Origin of the sequence: Nostoc sp. (assembly GCF_036919895.1) — a bacterium.
Taxonomy (GTDB): domain Bacteria; phylum Cyanobacteriota; class Cyanobacteriia; order Cyanobacteriales; family Nostocaceae; genus Nostoc.
The window spans coordinates 1-21,431 of record NZ_JBALBW010000087.1; the positions used below are offsets into that span (position 1 = coordinate 1).

Annotated in this window: 15 protein-coding genes; 9 read left to right on the top strand and 6 right to left on the bottom strand. The window is 40.5% G+C overall.

What is annotated here, in order from left to right; all coding sequences use genetic code 11:
* Window positions 1-260: 260 nt before the first annotated feature.
* Window positions 261-611 (bottom strand): histidine triad nucleotide-binding protein, encoded by a 351-nt coding sequence (locus V7K55_RS17790; RefSeq protein WP_334833609.1) that lies wholly within the window; start codon window positions 609-611, stop codon window positions 261-263.
* Between the two features lie 220 nt (window positions 612-831).
* Between V7K55_RS17790 and V7K55_RS17795 the strand changes: the two genes are divergently transcribed.
* Complete coding sequence (locus V7K55_RS17795; RefSeq protein ID WP_334833611.1) at window positions 832-2,370, top strand: glycosyltransferase family 39 protein; 1,539 nt, start codon at window positions 832-834, stop codon at window positions 2,368-2,370.
* Window positions 2,371-2,532: 162 nt separating this feature from the next.
* Here V7K55_RS17795 and V7K55_RS17800 read toward each other — a convergent pair whose 3' ends face one another.
* Entirely contained in the window at window positions 2,533-4,482 is a 1,950-nt protein-coding gene (locus V7K55_RS17800) for an amino acid transporter (RefSeq protein WP_334833614.1), read from the bottom strand.
* Window positions 4,483-5,167: 685 nt separating this feature from the next.
* Here V7K55_RS17800 and V7K55_RS17805 point away from each other — a divergent pair.
* The gene (locus V7K55_RS17805; protein WP_334833616.1) at window positions 5,168-6,184 is read left to right on the top strand and encodes a ribose-phosphate pyrophosphokinase; all 1,017 of its coding nucleotides are present in this window, start codon (window positions 5,168-5,170) and stop codon (window positions 6,182-6,184) included.
* A gap of 130 nt (window positions 6,185-6,314) precedes the next feature.
* Here V7K55_RS17805 and V7K55_RS17810 read toward each other — a convergent pair whose 3' ends face one another.
* The 3 genes from V7K55_RS17810 to V7K55_RS17820 form a co-directional block, all read right to left on the bottom strand.
* A complete protein-coding gene (locus V7K55_RS17810) occupies window positions 6,315-9,962 on the bottom strand; it encodes a response regulator (RefSeq protein WP_334833618.1) in 3,648 nt (1,215 codons plus the stop codon).
* A gap of 373 nt (window positions 9,963-10,335) precedes the next feature.
* Window positions 10,336-11,253, bottom strand: a complete 918-nt coding sequence (locus V7K55_RS17815) for a hypothetical protein (protein ID WP_334833620.1) — start codon at window positions 11,251-11,253, stop codon at window positions 10,336-10,338.
* Window positions 11,254-11,311: 58 nt separating this feature from the next.
* Window positions 11,312-11,590 (bottom strand): GlsB/YeaQ/YmgE family stress response membrane protein, encoded by a 279-nt coding sequence (locus V7K55_RS17820; RefSeq protein ID WP_334833623.1) that lies wholly within the window; start codon window positions 11,588-11,590, stop codon window positions 11,312-11,314.
* A 549-nt stretch (window positions 11,591-12,139) separates the two neighbouring features.
* Between V7K55_RS17820 and V7K55_RS17825 the strand changes: the two genes are divergently transcribed.
* From V7K55_RS17825 to V7K55_RS17835, 3 genes are all read left to right on the top strand, one after another.
* Entirely contained in the window at window positions 12,140-13,009 is an 870-nt protein-coding gene (locus V7K55_RS17825) for a zinc metalloprotease HtpX (RefSeq protein ID WP_334833625.1), read from the top strand.
* A gap of 416 nt (window positions 13,010-13,425) precedes the next feature.
* Window positions 13,426-14,706, top strand: a complete 1,281-nt coding sequence (locus tag V7K55_RS17830; protein WP_334833628.1) for a M16 family metallopeptidase — start codon at window positions 13,426-13,428, stop codon at window positions 14,704-14,706.
* A gap of 107 nt (window positions 14,707-14,813) precedes the next feature.
* Entirely contained in the window at window positions 14,814-15,674 is an 861-nt protein-coding gene (locus V7K55_RS17835; protein ID WP_334833630.1) for a fructosamine kinase family protein, read from the top strand.
* On the opposite strand, the gene V7K55_RS17840 is transcribed toward V7K55_RS17835, so the two are convergent.
* Entirely contained in the window at window positions 15,615-15,968 is a 354-nt protein-coding gene (locus V7K55_RS17840) for a TMEM14 family protein (protein ID WP_334833631.1), read from the bottom strand. The two genes, V7K55_RS17835 and V7K55_RS17840, sit on opposite strands and share 60 nt — an antisense overlap.
* 87 nt (window positions 15,969-16,055) lie before the next feature.
* Here V7K55_RS17840 and V7K55_RS17845 point away from each other — a divergent pair, with 87 nt between their 5' ends.
* The 4 genes from V7K55_RS17845 (at window position 16,056) to V7K55_RS17860 (ending at window position 21,151) form a co-directional block, all read left to right on the top strand.
* Complete coding sequence (locus V7K55_RS17845; RefSeq protein ID WP_334833633.1) at window positions 16,056-17,411, top strand: ATP-binding protein; 1,356 nt, start codon at window positions 16,056-16,058, stop codon at window positions 17,409-17,411.
* A gap of 166 nt (window positions 17,412-17,577) precedes the next feature.
* Window positions 17,578-18,867 carry a tellurite resistance TerB C-terminal domain-containing protein gene (locus tag V7K55_RS17850; protein ID WP_334833635.1) on the top strand — a complete coding sequence of 430 codons (1,290 nt, stop codon included), beginning with the start codon at window positions 17,578-17,580 and terminating at the stop codon, window positions 18,865-18,867.
* Window positions 18,868-19,116: 249 nt separating this feature from the next.
* The gene (locus V7K55_RS17855; RefSeq protein WP_334833637.1) at window positions 19,117-20,439 is read left to right on the top strand and encodes an ATP-binding protein; all 1,323 of its coding nucleotides are present in this window, start codon (window positions 19,117-19,119) and stop codon (window positions 20,437-20,439) included.
* 352 nt (window positions 20,440-20,791) lie between these two features.
* Complete coding sequence (locus tag V7K55_RS17860; RefSeq protein WP_334833639.1) at window positions 20,792-21,151, top strand: VOC family protein; 360 nt, start codon at window positions 20,792-20,794, stop codon at window positions 21,149-21,151.
* Window positions 21,152-21,431 lie beyond the last annotated feature (280 nt).

Consider the following 21,431-nt stretch of genomic DNA (forward strand, 5'->3'; position numbering starts at 1 on the left):
AAATCCGGTTGTTGGTGCTGGTGATCCACTCACAGAATCTATCCCATACGTTGGCGCTTTCGCGGCGTTGTAAGGTTGCTGTCATTGTTTTATAAGTGCGGTTTGGTGTTTATGATTTCGATAAGCAAATTTGCTTACCTATGTCTATTACATTAGAAGCAAAATTGATATTTGTAAAGAAATATTAAATAGGGATTGATTATAACAGTGATTTGTTTTGCGGATGAATCGTGTCTCTAGACACAATTCATCCAGTTTTATCAACCAGGGGGCCAGTCCAACTGCCGTCCTCCCAAAATATGCAGATGTAAGTGGTGGACTGTCTGACCACCATCGTCACCAGTGTTGATAACAACTCGATAACCATTTTTCAATTCAGCAACTTCTGCAACACGCTTGGCGGTTAACAAAAGATGCCCCAACAGAGCATGGTCTTGAGATTCAGCATCAGCTAGCGTGGGAATGGTTTTTTTGGGAATAACGAGGATGTGAACAGGCGCTTGGGGATGGATGTCTTTGAATGCTAAGACCAAATCATCCTCATAAACAATATCGGCGGGAATTTCCCGACGAATGATCTTGCTAAAAATCGTTTCTATAGTTTCACTCATGCTAATCTACCTACTTATCTGCTAGAGATTTTAAAGGTTTAGTGTAGTAAATAGATCGTCTAGACAACAAAATACTCATTCCTGTGATAGAGTCTCCATAGATAACATTCCTTCCACCACAACATAGAGACAATGATTACAATCTCTTACTGAACTATAGGGTGGGATCTTGATGATTAGAAAGTTGTATATCTGATGTACCAGTCCTTTGGAGATTTTTATGAAACAGTCAAAATACTATTTTTGTGTTTTTATTATTATCATAATTAGCATATTTCTGCGTTTCTATTTATTGCAAAATCAAAGTCTTTGGTTTGACGAAGGCTGGAGTCTAGCTTTATCTGATGCTACAAGTGTTCAAGAAAATTTATCTAACATTATAAATCGAGAAGCTGGTGATAAATACCAACCACTTTATTATTTGATCTTGTTCTATTGGCGTTCAGTGTTTGGAGATAGTGAATTTGCGATTAGATCGCTCTCATCCTTACTAGGAGTCGGCTCAGTAATTGCCATATTTTTTACGAGTCTACGTGTTTATGGAAGAAAACATGCTTTATGGTCATCTACGATCCTAGCAGTTAGTTCTTTTAGCGTATTCTACAGCCAAGATGCCAGACCTTACGCATTATTAATATTTATAACCTCACTTCAAATATATTTTTTTAGTTATGCAATTACTGTAGATAAGAGGAATAAAATTATTCCCCAATTGCTTTTTGGTATCTTTACGGCCATAGGAAGTTTTGGCAGTATTTTGACAATTATATTTAGTTCATCCATTTGTTTATCTCATGCAATTATTTATAGAAACTTAAAAGAATTGCTCAGATGGTGGATACCTCCGGTAGTTTTTTCCTCCCCAATGCTTTGGTTCTACTTATCATCACCAGCTGCATCCGATCCAACTGCTACTCAAGTTACTCGGACTGGATTACCTATAATTACAAACATAATTTTTGTGTTCTACGGTATATTAGTTGGGACATCCTATGGGCCGCCACTAGAGAAATTACGCGATCAAGAAAAAATAAATGTTTTACTTGGTTACTGGCCTCAGTTATTAATATTTATTATTGTCACTACTGTCATATTTTTAGCTTTAGTAAAAAGTCTATCAAGACACCGCAAGAGGAAAAGATATCAACAGGCTGATTACTTTTTCACATCGCTTTTAATAATATCATTTTTACTAACCTTGCTGTTTGCCTTGGCAACCAAAATTAATTGGCTACCTCGCCACTCTTTTTATCTATGTATACCAATTGTCATTTTGATTCCATCAGCTTTTTTACATAATTATCAGCGCCAAAACAAACTTTCTCTAGTCTCTCAAATTCCAAAGTTAGCTACTATTTCTTTGCTATTGATGAATGTTTATTCAAATTGGCAGTATTATTCCAATCCCGCCTATTCAAAAGATGACTACCGTTCGGCTGTTCGCTATCTGCTACAAAACCGAAATGAATCTGCAAAATCTGTATTGTTATACGGGCAGCCTAGATTACTAAAATATTATGGAGATTCATCAACCATATATGCACCAGATTATATTCGGAAAACAATGAAGGGAAAAAATATTGGAGAAAAAGTTAGTATAGCGACAAACAATGCAGATACAGTTTTTGTGATAATTAACCGCGAATTTTATTGGGACTTTAGAGATGTTTTTCAAGCAGAAATGAGTGATTTATATAAACTGCAAGGTGAGGCTGATTGGCCTTATATGAAAATATATCGATTCACAAGAAAAAAATAGAAAAAACTCAATAAGTAGCAACAGCTAAGGTGGTTAGGACACAAAAAGATGATGAAACTTAGATACAAAAAGACTTTTCACCCAGTTCCCAGTCCCTAGTCCCTTGCCCCTTGCTATATATTGAGTTTTTCCGAGGGCGGCCCAATTATCTATGATGCTTACTCAACCCCCAACATGAACGCCAGGACGTTTGTGGGGATTCTTTTCAGCCCGACGGAGTACTTCACGGGTGACTACAGCAATATCACCCTCACCAAACAAGATAAAACGCAGTAAGTATTGTATGGGGTTGCCCTCAACCCAGCCGAAGTAGGCATGAGGAATTTTACCTGTATGGTCACGAATATAAAGCAGTAAAGCTGCGATCGCATTAGGTACTGCTGCACTCTCAGCCCTTAAAATGCGATAATCACCAACTTGCACCCCTCTTACTTTGATGATATCTGCAAATTCGGAAGCATCTGATACCTGAATCTCTAGAAAAAGAATTGGATCGTTGGCTGGAATATGGTTATCCTCGCGGACTTCTTTCTCTTTTAAAAAATACTCTAGGACATCGCCTTTATTCAACCTATTTGCAATTAGCCGTATTGCTCCCTGGCTCTCTTCGTCAAGGAATTGACCGGCAAGTTCGTCAACTTCGATCCGTTCTGTTCGCAGTTCCGTTGAACGCCAAACACGAGAAACGAGTGAGGTAAAAATGATCGCACCAATGAAAAACCCAGCGATCCTAATCCCCTCTGGTCTTTCGATGATATTAACAACAGTAGTATATAAAAATAACAGTGTGATAATCCCAAAAACAAATTTTGCCCGCTTCTCTCTGTGACGGTGGGCTGATAAGGTTACGGCAAAGGCTGCTGAGGTAATCAATACAAGCACACCAGTTGCATAAGCTCCACCTTGAGCTTCGACATTTGCTTTGAAGATAATTGTGACAACAAAAGCGATCGCTGTGTACACCAACACTAAAGGTCGTGTGACTCGCGCCCAATTAGGAGCCATACCATAACGTGGTAGGTAGCGAGGCACAATATTCAGCAGCCCTGCCATTGCAGATGCACCTGCAAACCACAAAATAGAAATAGTACTTAGATCGTAAATTGTGCCAAAGCCATTACCTAAATGCAGATGTGCTAAATAAGCCAGGGCCCGTCCGTTAGCTTTGCCCCCAGATGCAAATTCTGCGGCTGGAATTAGTAGAGTAGTTATAAAGCTGGTGGTAAGTAAAAAGAAGCTCATAATCAAAGCAGCAGTAGTGAGCAGCTTACGTGTATTCCGAATCCGTCCTCTGGAGTATTCGGGAGTGTCATTGCTGCTACCTTTGACGAGGGGCATAACGGTGACACCAGTTTCAAAGCCTGACAATCCTAGTGCTAGCTTCGGAAATATGAGCAGAGATATACCAATTAGGATCAAAGGGTTGGAATGGCGGGCAAAAAGTGCCGTATGCCAGTTAGCGATCGCTCCTGGGTGAGTTAAAATCTGATACACACCAAAGCTAACAACAACGAAGTTTAACAGTAAATAAACTCCCACCAACACTACTGCAATTCCAATCGCTTCTCGGAAACCTCTCAAGAAAACTGCGCCTAGTAATGCAACTAATAGTAAGGTAATTGCGAGCGTCTGATTGTGAAACCAATTTGGGATAAGAGGATTTTCGATTATATGGGCTGTAGCATCAGCAGCCGATAGTGTAATGGTAATAATAAAGTCGGTTGCCACAAAGCCGAGTAAGCACAGCACAAGTAATTTACCTTGCCACCAAGGGAGCAAACGCTCTAACATTGCGATCGACCCTTCACCATGAGGGCTTTCGGCAGCAATGCGTCTATAGATTGGCAACGCTCCGAACAGCGTCAGCAAGACTAGAATCAGGGTAGCTATAGGAGAAAGAGCGCCAGCAGCCAGTGCTGCAATACCAGGTTGATAGCCAAGGGTTGAGAAATAATCTACACCAGTCAAGCACATGACCTGCCACCAAGAATGCTGGCGATGTGCTTCTTCCTTACGGCGGTACGATCCTTCCTTATCTGGTCTGTTTTCTTCAAGCAACCAGCTAATAAACTGACTGCTGAGGCGTTTTGTTGAAACAATTGATTTAGCCATCAAATCCGGTTGTATTGCAAAACTTGGCTTGGTGATTTGCTAAAATTTTTAGCTACAAATATATAGCAACTATATATTGTAGATTAAGCATCCTGTCATATTTACAAAATATTTTAGTTAGACTAAACCAGCAAGATCGACAGGAAGTCAAATACTAAAGAAAGACTTATCGACGTTATCCGCTCCGAAAAGACCGACGGCAAAGGATTTAAGACTTTAATAGTACCGTTCGGGCGTGGCTTCTGGCTTCAAACTAAAAATTAAGTCTGCCAGTTTATTTATTTACCGCTAGGATCGTAGAATATAATTAGATACGTGTTGAACACTTAGTCACAAACAAGTGTTTAACATGTATCTAAAAACAAACTTTCATATTACTTAAGTTGTAAATGCTTTACTGTCACTTATAAATGAGGTAGTTAGAATAAGTAATCTATCACACCAATCTTTGAGAGATTGGGGTTATTTACCTAACCCCAAAAAACTTAAACTATAGACCTAGTGGACGGATTGGATGCCCCTTAAGCTATCAATAGTTTGCTTGCCCAGAACATTAGACAGTTAGCGAACGATCATTTTATGGGAAGATGTTTTAATTTTGTATGGAAGCTTCAATAAAACTCACAAGTGTTTTTTTAGGCAATTTCTCGGTTAAATCTATTAAATCTCTAATGATAATATTACTATGAATGCACATAGAGGATCTGCTGTGCTCAGTTCTGCAACTTTCAAAGTGCAACCATCTGCAACAGGACTGACTGAGAATCATCGCCTGCGGCTGTTTTCTGGCTCTGCCAATATCCAACTGTCTCAAGAAGTTGCTCGTTATCTGGGCATGGACTTGGGGCCAATGATTCGCAAAAGATTTGCGGATGGAGAACTTTACGTTCAAATCCAAGAATCAATTCGTGGTTGTGATGTCTATTTAATCCAGCCATGTTGTCAACCTGTGAACGATCATTTGATGGAATTATTGATTATGGTTGACGCTTGTCGTCGAGCTTCTGCGCGACAGGTGACAGCAGTAATTCCCTACTATGGCTATGCTCGTGCCGATCGCAAAACAGCAGGACGAGAGTCAATCACCGCCAAGCTGGTTGCTAACTTGATCACCGAAGCAGGAGCTAACCGCGTTTTAGCAATGGATTTGCACTCGGCGCAAATTCAAGGTTATTTCGATATCCCCTTTGACCATGTTTACGGCTCGCCAGTATTGCTGGATTATCTAGCCAGCAAAGAACTGCCCGATGTTGTCGTTGTTTCTCCAGATGTTGGCGGTGTAGCAAGGGCTAGAGCCTTTGCAAAAAAACTGGGTGATGCGCCACTGGCGATTATTGACAAACGTCGTCAGGCACATAATATTGCAGAAGTGTTAAATGTCATCGGTGATGTTAAGGGCAAAACAGCAGTGTTGGTGGATGACATGATTGACACAGGCGGTACGATCGCAGAAGGGGCGCGATTACTGCGTGAAGAAGGAGCGCGTCAGGTATATGCCTGTGCAACTCATGCGGTATTCTCTCCACCAGCGATGGAGCGATTATCTAGTGGTTTGTTTGAGGAAGTCATTGTCACCAATACGATCCCCATACCAGAAAGTCATCGCTTTCCCCAACTAGTGGTGCTGTCAGTGGCTAATCTCTTAGGAGAAACCATTTGGCGGATTCATGAAGATACTTCAGTTAGTAGTATGTTTCGCTAAATTGTCATTCACGTTATCTTTATAGGTATCAATTACCCACACTGTAGCCTTTAATTGGTTACGTGTGGGTTTTTAAATACCTCAAATTTTTGTACTGAGATTACAGAAAACTCTTTCTCTACCCATTCCCTTATCGATACAGCCAAACCCGGAGTAGTGAAAGCAGTTGCTCAGTATCTACAGGTTTGGTGATATAGTCAGAAGCTCCAGCTTCGATGCACTTTTCGCGATCGCCTGGCATAGCTTTGGCAGTTAAAGCAATTATTGGTAGGGAGCGAAACTGTTGTCGCTGACGGATGGCCCGGGTGGTTTCGTAACCATCCATTTGTGGCATCATGATATCCATCAATACTATATTAATGTCAGGATTAGTTTGTAGCATCTCTATGCCATCTCTGCCATTTTCGGCAAACAGTACTTGCATTTGATAGCTTTCTAAAAAGCTGGTCAGGGCAAAAATATTCCGCAGGTCATCATCTACAATCAAAATTTTCCGATTAGTCAGCACCGGATCGTTTTGGTGTAGTTGCTCTAGCATCTGACGCTTTGGTGGGGGCAAATTTGCTTGCACCCGATGCAAAAATAGAGCAGTTTCATCTAACAACCGCTCTGGCGATCGCACATTTTTAATGATAATTGTCTCTGCTAGTCCCCGCAGTTGGGTTTCTTCTTGTCGGTTGAGTTCTTTGCCTGTGTAAACGATGATCGGCAGTTTCAACAGCCTAGGTTCTTGCTTGATTTGCTCAATTAGTTCAAACCCGCTCATGTCGGGCAGACCGAGATCGAGTACCATACAATCAAAATGATGCGATCGCAAAATATTGAGTGCTTCTGCCCCCGTACCCACTGCTGTACTCTGGACATCACCATTACCAATCAGTTCGATAATACTTTGGGCTTGTACTCGGTCATCTTCTACGATCAAGAGATTTCTGACCTGACGCTCAATAAAGCCTTTAATATCAGTCAATACCTGAGTTAGCGCTTCTGGAGAAACAGGTTTTTGGAGATAGGTAATCGCTCCTAGCTGTAATCCCCGTTGCTGTCTTTCATCCACAGAAAGTATATGTACTGGTATATGTCTGGTATCTGGCTTGTGCTTGAGACGATCTAGAACCGTCCAACCATCCATTTCTGGCATATAAATATCGAGCATAATCGCATCGGGCTTAAACTCTTGCGCGAGTACTAGACCTTGCTTGCTCTGTAAGGCAACAATGGTTTTAAAACCCTGCTCCCGTGCCATATCTAATAAGATACGGGCGAATTTATCATCATCTTCGATAATTAGCAAAACGCGATCGCCCGGTTGAATTATTTCTCGGTCATCTGGAATTTCGTGGGGGAAGGTAGTAGATACTTTCCCGGTTGGAGAGGTGTCCACAGTTGTGGGTTTGCTTTCAACCAGAGGCACTTCTTTTCTTATGGTCGATGCTTTGCGGATAGTGCTGGTTAGTGTTGGCTCCAGGGATGTAAGAGTATTTTGACCATTCTTTTCCTGTCGCCTAGGCAAGTAGAGAGTGAAGGTGCTTCCCTGCCCTGCTTGGCTGACTAGTTTAATTCTCCCTCCCAACAGTTGAGCCAATTCGCGGCTGATAGACAAACCCAAGCCAGTCCCGCCGTACTTGCGGCTGGTTGTGCCATCTGCTTGCTGAAATGCCTCAAAAATAATCTTTTGCTTCTCGTCTGGAATGCCTATACCCGTGTCGCTAACGGCAAAAGCAATCATGGGATTATCAACTTGGGCTGCATCAGAAGACATGCTAATTCCTAACTTCACACCTCCCTTTTCAGTAAACTTAAAGGCGTTAGCTAGGAGATTTTTCAGTACTTGTTGCAGACGTTTGGAGTCATTAGAAATTGTCGCCGGTAACTTATCATCCAGTTCAATAGTAAAACTGAGTTCTTTATTGTGGGCTACTTGTCGGAAAGTCTGTTCTAGAGATGTTTCCAAGTCTGCAAAATCAATTTGCTCAATATTGAGCGACATAGTACCCGACTCAATTTTTGCTAAATCTAGAATGTCATTGATCAACTCCAGCAAATCAGTGCCAGCCGAGTAAATAGTCCGGCTGTACTCTACCTGTTTATCAGTCAAGTTGTTAAGAGAGTTATCTGATAACAGTCTTGCTAAAATTAACAAGCTATTTAGCGGTGTCCGTAATTCGTGGGACATATTCGCCAGAAATTCTGACTTATATTTGGAAGACAAGGCCAGTTGTTCAGCTTTTTCTTCAAAAGACTGCCTTGCTCGTTCAACTTCCTGGTTCTTGCGAGCAACTTCCCGATTTTGAACTTCTAACAATTCTGCCTTTTCTTCTAGCTCTTCATTTAATTGTTGTAATTCTTCGTTAGACTGCTTGACAAGAAATTGTGATTCTTCCAACTCGTGCGTCTGCTCTTCTAGCCGTTGACTGCTCTGCTGTAGTTCTTCTTGCTGAGTTTGCAGTTCTTCTGTTAAAGCAACAGACTCTTCAAGTAGTTGCTGGGTTTGCAATTGTGAAGCGATGTTATTTAAAAATACTCCTAAATTTTCACTCAATTGCTCTAAAAATGTCAGATGCAAATGGCTAAAAGACCCAAAAGAGGCAAGTTCAATTACTGCACTCACCTCCGTCTCAAACAATACAGGCAAGACAATAATATTTAGTGGTGGTGCTTCCCCCAAGCCAGAACTGATGCGGATATAGTCACTAGGAACTTCTGTGAGGAGGATTCTTTGTTTTTCTAAGGCGCATTGTCCCACCAATCCCTCGCCCAAGCGAAACTGATTTGCGAGGTTTTTTCGCTCTTTGTAAGCATAACTACTTAATAACTTCAGTACTGGCTGGTCGTCTAAGGAGGCCACCGAATAGAAAACGCCTTGTGATGCTCCAACCAGTGGTGCTAAATTCGACAATATTAAGCTAGTTGCACTTTCCAGATGGCGCTGCCCTTGGAGCATCTGGGTAAATTCAGCTAAGTTAGACTTTAGCCAGTTTTGCTCGTCATTTTTTTGAGTTGTGTTTCGCAGATTAGCAATCATCTGGTTGAAGGTGCGCGTCAACAAGCCAATTTCATCTAGGCGATCGCTATCTGGTAAACTCACCGATAAATCCCCATCAGCCATTTTGTCTGCTAAGTCAGAAACTTGCTTTAGAGGGACTGAGATATTTTTGGTCAGGGAAAATCCGATCAAAGCTAAGATTAAAGAAAATAAGGGAATACTATAGACAATGCTGGAGAGGGTTTGCTGGGCGGCTGCTTGTGCTTTGTCAGAGCGCTGTTTTAGCAGTACATTCTCCTCAGCTTTCATCGCCTGGATAATTTTCTTAATCTGATCCATCATCTGCTTACCCTGGTCTGTCAGGATAGCTTTCTGAGCAGGTTCCAGACCTTGGCTTTGCCGTAGCTTAATGACATCTTTCATTACAGCCATTCTGTTGATTAGTAGTGGCTGCAAAATATCAAGCCGATTTTGTTGGTTGGGATTATCTGACGTTAATCTCTGAAGTTCCTTAACTCTTTGATTGAGTACTTCAATAGCAGCATTATAAGGTTCTAAATAACGCTGTTCTCCAGTAATAATGTAACCACGTTGCCCAGTTTCAGCATTTGTCAATTGCAAGTTGAGGTCTTCAAGTTGACTTAGCACCTGATAAGTATGGGTTTCTTTACGTGAAGTTTCAATTAGCTCATTGGTACTTTGGTAGGAGATTAGACCAATAACGGTCAGAGTTGCCAAACTCAGGGCAAAACCTACTCCAATCTTGGTTCCAATCTTCAAACGGTTCAACATTATTCCAGGCAGGTATTCAACTTAATTCTGTGATGATTTTGTTTTAATTATCCAAAAAAATGTAATATATTTCGCTATCACCGGATAGGGCTAGTTTTTAGGACGCTAAAGACCAATGCTTGCATTTTAATATTTTTACAAATGTGATGTGATTTTAAATTAAGTATATAAATATTTTTCTCTAGCATTTTTATGCTTTAACAAACATTAAATTTTTAGATAGGATAACTTTTTTCACAAGCAGTAACAACTTTACTTTTTAATTTAATTTAATCTGGCGGTGAATATTAATAACTTACTCTTAAATTATTTATCAAACAATCTCCACTTATGCCCACATGTGATTTATGTAACATTTTAAATTGATATTTAACTAGAAGTTTGTAGTCTGGCGATCGCTTCTAGCTGCATTAAGCTCAGATTGGCTGTATATACCAAAATGTTGGATTTTGTTACTTTCTAAAATAGCTCTTGCACCTGCTATGTAAATATCAGTGCCTTTTATGACTACTAAATAATGACCAACGGCCACTTGCTCGTCATAATATCTAACTAGATCGTGAGGAATTCCGAGAGTAGTGTAGTTATCTTGAGAACTCCTGAGATTGCCTTCACAAATACCACTTAGACTGGTTCTATTTTTAGCAACTAGTAATACTTGACTCATCGGAAAGTCAGCACTTCTCAATTCAGTAAGGACTCTTTCGGTGTCTTGGCGCGTATAAAAAACACCAATAGCGTGTTTATAGCGACTATTCGGGGTTAAGTATGGCTCATTAAGACTTCGTTGTCCTCGTTGTTGAATATCGTAGCGATTAAAAATTCTCTTAGCAAGACGCATTTCTATATCTATGCCGGTTACTATCAGCAAATAGTAACCTTTACAGATGAGATCGCTATAACGCCGTGCTTCCTCTTTAGGAATTCCTAAGTTTAGGAATATGCTAGGCAAACCACCTGCTAAGGTAGTAGCGATCGCTGTTGCTTCTGCTCCGGCTATCATGACTCGGCCTATACCAGGAATTACCCAGAGGACTAGACCGACTAATAAGCCACTAAGATCGCCTAAAGCTCCACCATTGAAGACTTCATTAACATCTTCTCCAGATGTATTGCTAGTGCGTTCTTTAGCTTCAACACCAGCAATATCACTTTGTTCTTCCACATTCCGGGCAATTACAGAAACCTTGTGCATTGGAAAGTTAGAAGCTTTGAGTTCCTGAAGTGCCAATTGTGCATCTGAACATCTAGCGAACACTCCTATAGTTATTCGCTCTTTATCTAATGTCATTTTATCGGTTTTTTGCAGCTAGAAGTGATTCCCAAAATTGTCAGTTAATTTGAGGCTATTACACAGCTCGACGAGTCAGTAGACCCCAAAGGAAAATCAATAACATAGCACCAAGAACGGCAAATAAAATGCTTCCTAGGGACAAAGCTCCTACAGATGCGGCGGCGGCTGAACTACTTCCGAGTAAAGCTTGACCCAAGTAACCACCGACTACAGCCCCAAGTATTCCTAGTACAATCGTGGAGAGAATACCGCCACCTTGAGTTCCTGGATAAAATAACTTAGCCAACGCACCTGCAATTAAACCTAAAACCAACCAAGCAATAATGTTAGTCATTGAATTTCTCCTTCGTGCAAATCTGCCTTGTTTGTTTCTGACTATTTCATATTAAAGTTTGTCTATAAAATTCCCGATCTATCTAGAGAAATAATATCAAAAATCTTTAGATATTATTTGAATAATCACAAAGTTGGTTGTATTTAAGGATGAATATATAAATGAGCAACATTTAATGTCTTAGCTATGACAATCATCCTTTTTTGCTTTCACTATATAAACCAATATAAACCAATAGGCGGATCTCAATTAATGGCGTAGGTGTAGCCCGCCGTAGGTATCATACTTGCTTCTAACTTCTGATATATAAACAATTACTTCTCTAGATAGATGTGCTTTGATTATCTATAAAAACGAATCTTATAACTATGAATGATAGTATCAAAAATAACTAAATTAGTATTGATAAAAGTTAAGTGGGAAAACCGTACTTCTCTGAGAGGTTTTCTGTACCATATATCTACGTTGAGCTAGATACAATCAAGGCGTGGCTTATATTTAGTGCTGTTTTCTAGAAAATTTATACAGCATTAGCAGGAGAGCGAAAATATGACAAATCAACTGAAAACGGCTGCAATGCTCGCTGCATTAAGTGGTCTTTTGATCGCAATTAGTTACTGGGTAATTGGTGGTACCAGTGGCTTAATATTTGGAATTGGCTTGGCAGCAGTCACCAACTTGTTTTCCTGGTATCAATCAGATAAGATTGCGCTGGCAGTATACCGCGCCCAGCCAGTGAGTGAAGGGGAAGCCCCAGGACTTTATCGGATGGTGCAGAGATTAAGCGATCGCGCTAACATCCCCATGCCCAAAGTTTACATTGTTCCAAGCCAAGGTGCTAACGCCTTTGCGACAGGGCGCGATCCAGAACACGCTGCTGTAGCTGTCACTGAAGGCATTTTGAATATCTTACCAGAGGACGAACTCGAAGGCGTTATCGCCCACGAACTGACCCACATTATTAATCGTGATACCCTCACCCAAGCCGTTGCTGCTACTGTTGCTGGTGCTATCTCATTCCTAGCGCAAATGGTGAGTTACAGCTTATGGTTTGGCGGTGGTTCACGAGATGACAACAGAGGTGGTAATCCTTTGGGTGTTTTATTAACAGTAATGCTTGCACCAGTAGCTGCAACTATTATTCAGCTAGCAATTTCGCGCACACGAGAATTTTCTGCTGATGCAGGTTCTGCTAAATTAACTGGTAATCCCCGCGCATTAGCCAGGGCATTACAACGCTTAGAAGCATCAGCAAAGCAGATGCCTTTAAATGCCAATCCAGCTTATGAGCCTTTATTAATTATCAATTCAATCTCTGGACAGTTTATGGGGAACTTGTTTTCTAGTCACCCTGCTACAGAGGCGCGAGTTGCAGCATTGCTGAAATTAGAGCAACAACTGCCAACGAAAGCTTATTAATTTGTCATTAGTCATTAGTCATTTGTGAGATTAACAATGATTAATGATTATCAGTATAGGGGGGAGCATCCCAATTTGGCAAAAATATAAGGAACTGACGTAAAAACCCTTTTAAATCTTCTTCACTTTGTGTCCTTCTCTAACGAGACGCTACGCGTAGCTTGCTTCCCCCCAGGGGTATGCAGTTCGTTTTTTCAATAATTCAGGATGAAGCTGAAAGAAACTGGCACTTATTGATGAAAAACTTCGTGGACTTCAGTTTTCGCCTGCAAAAAGCGACTATTGTTGCTTGGGAAACCTTCAATAATCCTTACTCTCGTTAGTTTGCCTAACCTCTCCCTGGGAGAGGTCTTTTTATATAGATTTTCCGTCGCGGATAAGATAAAGAGGTAACATAGCTCCTCACACAAGTAGCAATGACTTCAACCCTGCGAAAATTTACTCGTCTTCATAGCCCAACACTGCATCAGTTACCCAATGGTTTGACAATCATCGCGGAGCAGATGCCAGTTGATGCTGTAAACCTCAACTTATGGATTAAAGTTGGTTCAGCCGTAGAATCTGATGCCATTAACGGTATGGCTCATTTTTTAGAACACATGATTTTTAAGGGAACAGAACGACTGGCTAGCGGTGAGTTTGAACGTCGAATTGAAGAACGGGGTGCTGTTACCAATGCCGCTACCAGCCAAGACTATACTCATTACTATATAACCACTGCCCCCAAAGATTTTGCCCAGCTTGCTCCACTACAAATAGATGTAGTATCAAATGCTAGTATTCCTGATGATGCTTTTGAACGCGAGCGATTAGTAGTTTTAGAAGAAATTAGGCGTTCAGAGGATAATCCCCAACGGCGGATATTTCGCCGAGCAATGGAGACAGCCTATAGTGAGCTACCTTATCGCCGGGCGGTATTGGGGCCAGAATCAGTAATTTCTGAGCTTAAACCCCAGCAGATGCGGGATTTTCATGATATTTGGTATCAACCCCAGTCAATTACTGCTGTAGCTGTGGGCAATTTACCTGTGGAAGAATTAATTGCGATCGTTGCTGAAGGATTTACAAAAGCCAATAAAACTCAGTACTCCCCAATCCCCAATCCCCAATCCCCACTCAACCCTGAATCACCATTTACAGAAATTGTCCGTCGAGAATTTACAGATGAAAGTCTCCAGCAAGCAAGGCTAGTGATGCTTTGGCGGGTTCCAGGAATGGCGGAGTTAGATCGCACTTATGGATTAGATGTTTTAGCAGGAGTTTTGGGACATGGACGGACATCAAGAATGGTGAGGGATTTACGAGAAGAACGCGGATTAGTTACTTCAATTTCTGTGAGCAATATGAGCAATCAGTTGCAAGGGACATTTTATATTTCAGCTAAATGTGCAGTAGAAAATTTAGCAGAAGTAGAGGATGCGATCGCTAAACATATTCGCACAATCCAAACCGAGTTAGTCACAGAGTCAGAAATTGCCCGTGTACGGCGGCGAGTAGCGAACAGATTTATTTTTGGCAACGAGACACCAAGCGATCGCACTGGGTTGTATGGTTACTATCATTCCTTGGTGGGAGATTTAGAACCCGCCTTTAATTACCCAGATTATATTCAGAGCCAAGATGCAACTGATTTGATGCAAGCAGCCAAAGAGTATCTTTCCCCAGAGGCTTATGGTGTAGTTGTCGTCAAGCCGTAAATTAGAAAATGGGGCATAAGAGGCAGAGGGGCAGGGGGCAAGGGGGAGAATTAAAAATTACTCTTCTCCCCCTGCTCCCCTGCTCCCCCTGCTTCCCCAATTTAATTATGTGGACTCAAATCGATACTCATATTAGCCAGGAGACTGGCGAAAAATTTCAGAGTCAGCAACGGCGATCGGTTGGTGGCGGATGCATCAACCAAGGTTATGCTGTTTCCAATGGTGCGATCGCCTACTTCGTCAAGCTGAACCTTGCATCCCAAGTTGCGATGTTTGAGGCTGAGGCATTGGGTTTAAAAGAAATGCTAGCAACAGGTAGTATTCGCGTCCCAAAACCTATTTGCTGGGGTGTAGCTGAAAATTCTAGCTACATCGCCCTGGAATGGTTAGAACTTGGTAACAGTAACAGCAATTTGTGGGAAGAGATGGGGCGCAAGTTGGCGGCGATGCATCAAGCTAGCAGTAGCAAAGGTTTTGGTTGGAAAATTAACAATACTATTGGTTCCACGCCCCAAATCAATACTTGGACGGCAGACTGGACAGAATTTTATATTAAACATCGCCTGGGTTATCAATTTCAGTTGGCAAGACGACGGGGAGGAAGTTTCCCCCAGGAAGAAAAATTACTAGCAGCTATCCCTGAAATATTGGCGCATCAGGTGCAACCTTCTTTAGTACATGGCGATTTATGGGGCGGAAATGCTGGGTGTACTGCTTCAGGAGAACCTGTGATTTTTGATCCAGCAACTTATTTTGGCGATCGCGAAGTTGATATTGCTATGACAGAATTATTTGGTGGGTTCCCCGCAGCTTTTTACAAAGGTTATAACGAAGTTTTTCCTTTAGATACAGGCTATGAGCAGAGAAAAACACTCTATAACCTGTATCATATTTTGAATCACTTCAATTTATTCGGGGGCGGTTATGCTTCCCAGGCGAACCGGATGATTGACCAGATTTTGCGCTAAATACAGCATTTCATTAATTCGTAGCAAATTAAGTTTGGCAATACCCTGCAATAGCAATGCCTCGGCTTGCGTATTTCTTTCCCCTCTGCTCCTCCGCTCCTGTGCCCCTCTGCCACTTCTTCGCTTAAAGCTTGTGAGAAATGCGGGTTGAAGGTAGGCGGCAAGTATTAGCAATAAGCCGCTAATGCTACCACTTAACAGTGAAACCCTACTTCTAGCCTGAGTATAGCCAATAATGCCACCAGCGATCGCTAAGATGCCGTATGCGAAAGCAGCAATTATACTTAAATTCATTGTTAAAACATCTGTAGATTTTGACTTTACTGCCAAGGTCAGCAGACAATTTACCATAGCTAAATAGCTATACCACACAGTTGATTGATGGATAATCAAGCGATGCCAATAGCAAGTACTTCCTCATATACAAAAGTTCAATCTCTTCAGCGTCAAGCGGCCTCACTTTTACTGTACCAGTCTGTTCTCCAAGACGAAGTGGGGATAGCATTTCTAGAACTGTTGCAAGCTATACGTTACACTGACTCCGATGCCCAGAGTTGTCTCCAAGCATACGGTAGTTATTTCCACGCTTTAGCGGCCAAAAATCAAAACTGGGAAGACTATTTAATTACTCAACTTCTCTTCTCTAAGAATCCTTTTACAAAACTGGCTGAAACACGAGAATTTGAAGAATTGCCCCCAGCTTTAGTAGCAGCAGTTCAGCATGATTTACAAGTATTGCAAAGCCTCTATGAATGTAGCAGCGCTTCTTTGAGTGAGTGGATACAAAGTGTAGCTCACATGCCCATTTCGCCAGTAGTGTGGTATAAAGAGCAAGAATTGGTAGGAGTAGAGACAAAGTTCGCTACATATCTACAAGAATTAGATAATTGGGGTGATGCTGTAGAAGAATTAGCGGCTTATTATCGGCAATGTGGCTCTGGTTTATTTGCAGAATATCGCGCTTTACGCTGGCAAGGTGGGCAGTTTATCGGTATCCGGTATTCCGATCCGGTTAAGCTGAGTGCGCTTGTAGGTTACGAGTCTCAAAGAGATGCTTTGCTAAAAAATACAGAGTTTTTACTATCAGGAGAGATGGCACTGCACGTATTACTTTACGGTAGTCGTGGTTCTGGCAAATCTTCTTTAGTAAAATCTTTGTTGAATGAATATAGCAACCGCAGCCTCCGCTTGTTGGAAGTGACAAAATCTGATTTAAAAGACTTACCAGAAATTGTGGAACATTTACGAGGTGTGTCACAAAAATTCATCATCTTTGTCGATGATCTTTCCTTTGAAGAAGATGATGATGCCTTCAAAGCACTCAAGGTAGTTTTAGAAGGTAATTTAACCGCGCGGCCGCAAAATGTAGTTGTGTATGCTACCTCCAATCGCCGCCACTTGATTCGGGAGTTTTTTGTGGATAGACCTACCCCCAAGGATAACGAGGAAATCCATGCTTGGGATACGATGCAGGAGAAACTTTCGTTTAGCGATCGCTTTGGTTTAACCTTGACCTTTGAACCAGCCGACCAGAAAACTTATTTGAAGATTGTACAACATCTAGCTGCACAAGCTGAAATTAATATTACCCAAGAAGATTTGGAATTTCAAGCATTACAATGGGCAACTCGTCACAACGGTCGTTCTGGACGCACAGCCCGGCAGTTTATTGATTTTTTAAAAGCAGACTTAAGACTCTTTAACTCAAATAAGGATACATCTAACACCTCTGATTAAAATTAGTTCATTCACACTTGCACTTTTTTCTTACTTACAGGAAAACAGATATAAACCATTCTTTAGTAAGTATTGTTTTATGTATATTCTCATTAGGAACTATGAATTATAAATTAATATGAGAGCTACTTATTCTGACAACTTGACTACGCTAAAAACCAGCAATATGCAATCAGTAAGTATCAGCAATCGATTTATACTAGGAATAGTTGCCTTTAGTGTGAGTTTTGGACTTAGCCTCGTCCCAAACTGGGATTTTAATAAAGCCTTTCTCACAGGTTTAATTACTGCCTTTACTATCTATGCAGCAGCATTATTTGTAGATAAGCGACGAAGAAATTATGAAATGTTTGTTTTAGGTTCTCTCCGCATGCGAATTAAAGAAATGGAGGGATTGAAAGCTCGTGTTGTCAGAGAAATTAATCAAATCGAAGAACATCATAATTTATTATACGCTGAGTCCCAACAACTACAAAATCAAGTAACAGAAAGCCGTAACCAAAGAGATAGTTTACATCGAGAATTGAGAACAGTTGCCGGACAAAAAAAACAGTTAGAAACAGAAATTAATAGTCTGCAAGCTGAAATCAATAACTTGCATAAAAATCAAACAGAATTAAACAATGCTTTTTCTGGTCTCACAGCAGAAAAGCGCCGTCTAGAGTCAAATTGTAATGTATCCCGAGCTGAAATTACCCAGTTGCAAAGTCGAATTTCTGAACTCCAGCAGGATAAACAAGAAGTTGAAAGCAATTTAACTCTTTTAGGCAGACTCAAACCCCAATTAGAAGAAAAACTCTACGAACTGCGAATTGGAATTCAAGAGTTAGAAGTTGAGACAATCCAAAAAAATCAATTGCTGATAGCGACAAAAACCGAAAGAGAAAATATTCAAGCCATCCTGAATTCTTCACAAATCCAACTAGCAGAACACAAAGTTGAATTACAGCAGTTGCAAGGCCAAATTTCGTTATTACAAGAAGAACGAGATTCATTGCAAAATCAAGTATGGGAATTACTCCAACAAATAGAAACATTTAATCTAGAACCTTTGACTGATAATTCCCAAGAAGATGAGACTGGATTGTTTCCTTTTTCTGAAATAATGGAAACTACAACAGTCATAGACAGTTTGGAAGTTGATACATCAGAAAATATACCTGAAGAATGGACTAGTTTTTCAGAAAATCTCCCAATATACGAACTACAAGTATTAAAAGCTATAGTTGAACCAGATAATCCCAAAGCTGCCATTAAAAAAATTGCCGAAGCAAACATAACTATGCCAAATCTCTTAATCGATTCTATAAATGAACGGGCAAATGATATTATTGGTGAATTAATAATTAACTCAGATTCGGAAGTCCCAGAAGTTTACTTTGAGTATATTATCTATGTAAAAAAAATGATTGCCATGCATGAAAGGCTCCTAGCTAAACATGCATCGTCAAACTAAAGTATGATTGCAGTCGTCAGATTTAGTAATCAGGTGGATATAGGACTCATATCTGATTTTTGAAATACAGGTAGGGTGTGTTAGCCCGGAGAGTACGGCACCAAAAACCTTAGAATCAGGTGCGTTACGGCTTACGCTTAACACACCCTACATATATTTAGATTTTTTCAGAAATCAAATCGGAATCCTATATGTCTCTTACCTATTTACTGCGTGCTTCTATGTTTAGAATAAAGTGAAGTGTAATACATGGGAAAGCTCAAAATCTCGAAAAAAATCTCCACTGCTTTAATCAATTCCCTTGGTGCGGGGGTAGTACCAAGAGTTGGAGTTGAATACATAGCAGTAGGTCGAGAAAAAGAACTAAAAAGCCTATTACAAAATCTTGATGATATTGCAGAAGGTGTAGCAGCATTTCGCTTTATAATTGGTAACTACGGTTCTGGGAAAAGTTTTTTACTACAACTAACTCGTAACCGCGCAATGGAGCAAGGTTTTGTAGTCGCTGATGCTGATTTATCTTCTGAACGCCGATTAGCTGGAAGCAACCATGAAGGTGTCGCTACCTATCGGGAATTAATGAGCCACCTAGCTACAAAAACTCGTCCTGATGGTGGTGCTTTAGTATCTATTTTAGAGGGATGGATTAATAAAATTCAACAAGAAGTTGTTAAAGAAACTGAAATGCGTCCCAATGACGATGGTTTTGATGACAAAGTTGAATCAAAAATTAGGGAAGTAGTTCAGTATATTGAAGACTTAGTTCATGGTTTTGATTTTGGTAGCGTGATTATCGCTTATTGGCGTGGCTACCGATTGGATGACGATAATTTAAAAAATGCGGCGATGCGCTGGTTGCGTGGAGAATTTACGACTAAAGTTGAGGCCAAAGCAGCTTTAGGAGTGCGCGTCATTATTGATGATGATAGTTGGTATGACTATATCAAACTGTTTGCTAAATTTGTAGCTGAAATTGGTTATAAAGGACTGTTAATTATATTTGATGAAGCCGTACATTTATATCAAATATCTACTACGGTAACGCGGGAAAAAAATTATAATCGACTCCTCGCAATGTTTAACGATACCATGCAATGTAAAGCAGAACATCTTGGCATTGTTGTTGGTGGAACAACCAAATTTTTAGAAGACCCCAAACGGGGACTTTTTGCAGACCAAGCTTGGCAAAGACGCACAAAAGAAAGTCGTTTTGTTGCACAATCTGGTGTTCAGGAACATTTAGGGCCAGTGATTCGGCTAAATCCGTTGAGTGAAACAGAAATATTGACGCTTCTGCAACGTTTAGCTGAGATTCATGCACTCAATTTTGGCTATGAACAAACTTTGACAAATCGTGAGTTAAAGGAGTTTGTACAAGAAATTATTCATCGTTTGGGTGCAGAAGCATTACTTACACCAGGGGAAATTGTGCGGGATTTTATGAGTGTGCTGAATATTCTTCACCAAAATCCAGGAATTACGTTTGGTGAATTAATTCATGGCTCTAAATTTAAACCTACTGCTATGGGTAAGCATGCAGATGCGGATAATGCAGCAGAATTTAGTTTGTGATAGACCTCCGCAGTCCAAAAATCAACCAGCGCTGGTTTAATGAAATAGCTGCGATCAAAAATACATTATACTTTCCTGCTATTCTCTATGACATACTGCTCAAGCTAGGTACTGATGCAAAATTTATGTATATATATTAGTTATAGCTGTACAGATGACTGATGTGGGGCTAAAGGAGTAGAAATGAAATGTATTTTGATTGACAGGAAATAATGTTATCAAGAACTAGATGAACAGAGAGTTGAAGACCTTTTTTAAGTTGAATATAGGCTATTTATCGATCAATCTTAGTTAACGATGATTGCCGAATAAGCAAAATAAAATACACTAGCTGCCTAATAGACAGTTTGAAATGCAAATTCTTAAAGTATTAACTAGAGTCTATCTTAGTCCGGTAGACTTGGATGAGGCGATCGCTTTCTATGAAAATCTCTTTACAGAAAAATGTTGGTTGTGGTTTCAATATTCCGAAGCTGAGTTGGAACTCGCCGGTGTGGGTTCTATTCTTTTAATTGCTGGTTCGGCAGAAGCACTCTCTTCATTTAAGAGTACACATGCGACATTTCTCGTTGACTCACTCAATGATTTTAAAGAAGCACTTATTCAGCAGGGTGCAGTGATTCTAGCCGAGCCTAACAAAGTTCCTACTGGAGCCAATATGCGAGCGATGCATCCAGATGGAACTATTATTGAGTATGTTGAATTTGGATAATTGATTTTAGCCTAAAACGGAATAGTGAAAAAAGTGGCTTTCTGGAGGCAGTTAATCACGGACGTAATAACGAAGTCCGCCTGCGCGGACTCTATAAAACCCGTGCAGGCGGGTTTAGTCTGTATAGCCGCGATTTCCAATCGCCCGGTGTTTCTTCCAAAAGTGGATGATCCCAGATAGCTTTACTATAGAACCCATTTGATATCTTTTAGGCGAACAAGTAGAATCAACACAAAGAGGTGAATTTAAACAGGTAAGGGCTGAAAATGGGGTATTCAAG

What these genes read in the sequence shown, in the direction of transcription:
- V7K55_RS17790 (WP_334833609.1), bottom strand. Translation starts at nt 611, where the DNA reads ATGAGTGAAACTATAGAAACGATTTTTAGCAAGATCATTCGTCGGGAA.
- V7K55_RS17795 (WP_334833611.1), top strand. Translation starts at nt 832, where the DNA reads ATGAAACAGTCAAAATACTATTTTTGTGTTTTTATTATTATCATAATT.
- V7K55_RS17800 (WP_334833614.1), bottom strand. Translation starts at nt 4,482, where the DNA reads ATGGCTAAATCAATTGTTTCAACAAAACGCCTCAGCAGTCAGTTTATT.
- V7K55_RS17805 (WP_334833616.1), top strand. Translation starts at nt 5,168, where the DNA reads ATGAATGCACATAGAGGATCTGCTGTGCTCAGTTCTGCAACTTTCAAA.
- V7K55_RS17810 (WP_334833618.1), bottom strand. Translation starts at nt 9,962, where the DNA reads ATGTTGAACCGTTTGAAGATTGGAACCAAGATTGGAGTAGGTTTTGCC.
- V7K55_RS17815 (WP_334833620.1), bottom strand. Translation starts at nt 11,253, where the DNA reads ATGACATTAGATAAAGAGCGAATAACTATAGGAGTGTTCGCTAGATGT.
- V7K55_RS17820 (WP_334833623.1), bottom strand. Translation starts at nt 11,590, where the DNA reads ATGACTAACATTATTGCTTGGTTGGTTTTAGGTTTAATTGCAGGTGCG.
- V7K55_RS17825 (WP_334833625.1), top strand. Translation starts at nt 12,140, where the DNA reads ATGACAAATCAACTGAAAACGGCTGCAATGCTCGCTGCATTAAGTGGT.
- V7K55_RS17830 (WP_334833628.1), top strand. Translation starts at nt 13,426, where the DNA reads ATGACTTCAACCCTGCGAAAATTTACTCGTCTTCATAGCCCAACACTG.
- V7K55_RS17835 (WP_334833630.1), top strand. Translation starts at nt 14,814, where the DNA reads ATGTGGACTCAAATCGATACTCATATTAGCCAGGAGACTGGCGAAAAA.
- V7K55_RS17840 (WP_334833631.1), bottom strand. Translation starts at nt 15,968, where the DNA reads ATGAATTTAAGTATAATTGCTGCTTTCGCATACGGCATCTTAGCGATC.
- V7K55_RS17845 (WP_334833633.1), top strand. Translation starts at nt 16,056, where the DNA reads ATGGATAATCAAGCGATGCCAATAGCAAGTACTTCCTCATATACAAAA.
- V7K55_RS17850 (WP_334833635.1), top strand. Translation starts at nt 17,578, where the DNA reads ATGCAATCAGTAAGTATCAGCAATCGATTTATACTAGGAATAGTTGCC.
- V7K55_RS17855 (WP_334833637.1), top strand. Translation starts at nt 19,117, where the DNA reads ATGGGAAAGCTCAAAATCTCGAAAAAAATCTCCACTGCTTTAATCAAT.
- V7K55_RS17860 (WP_334833639.1), top strand. Translation starts at nt 20,792, where the DNA reads ATGCAAATTCTTAAAGTATTAACTAGAGTCTATCTTAGTCCGGTAGAC.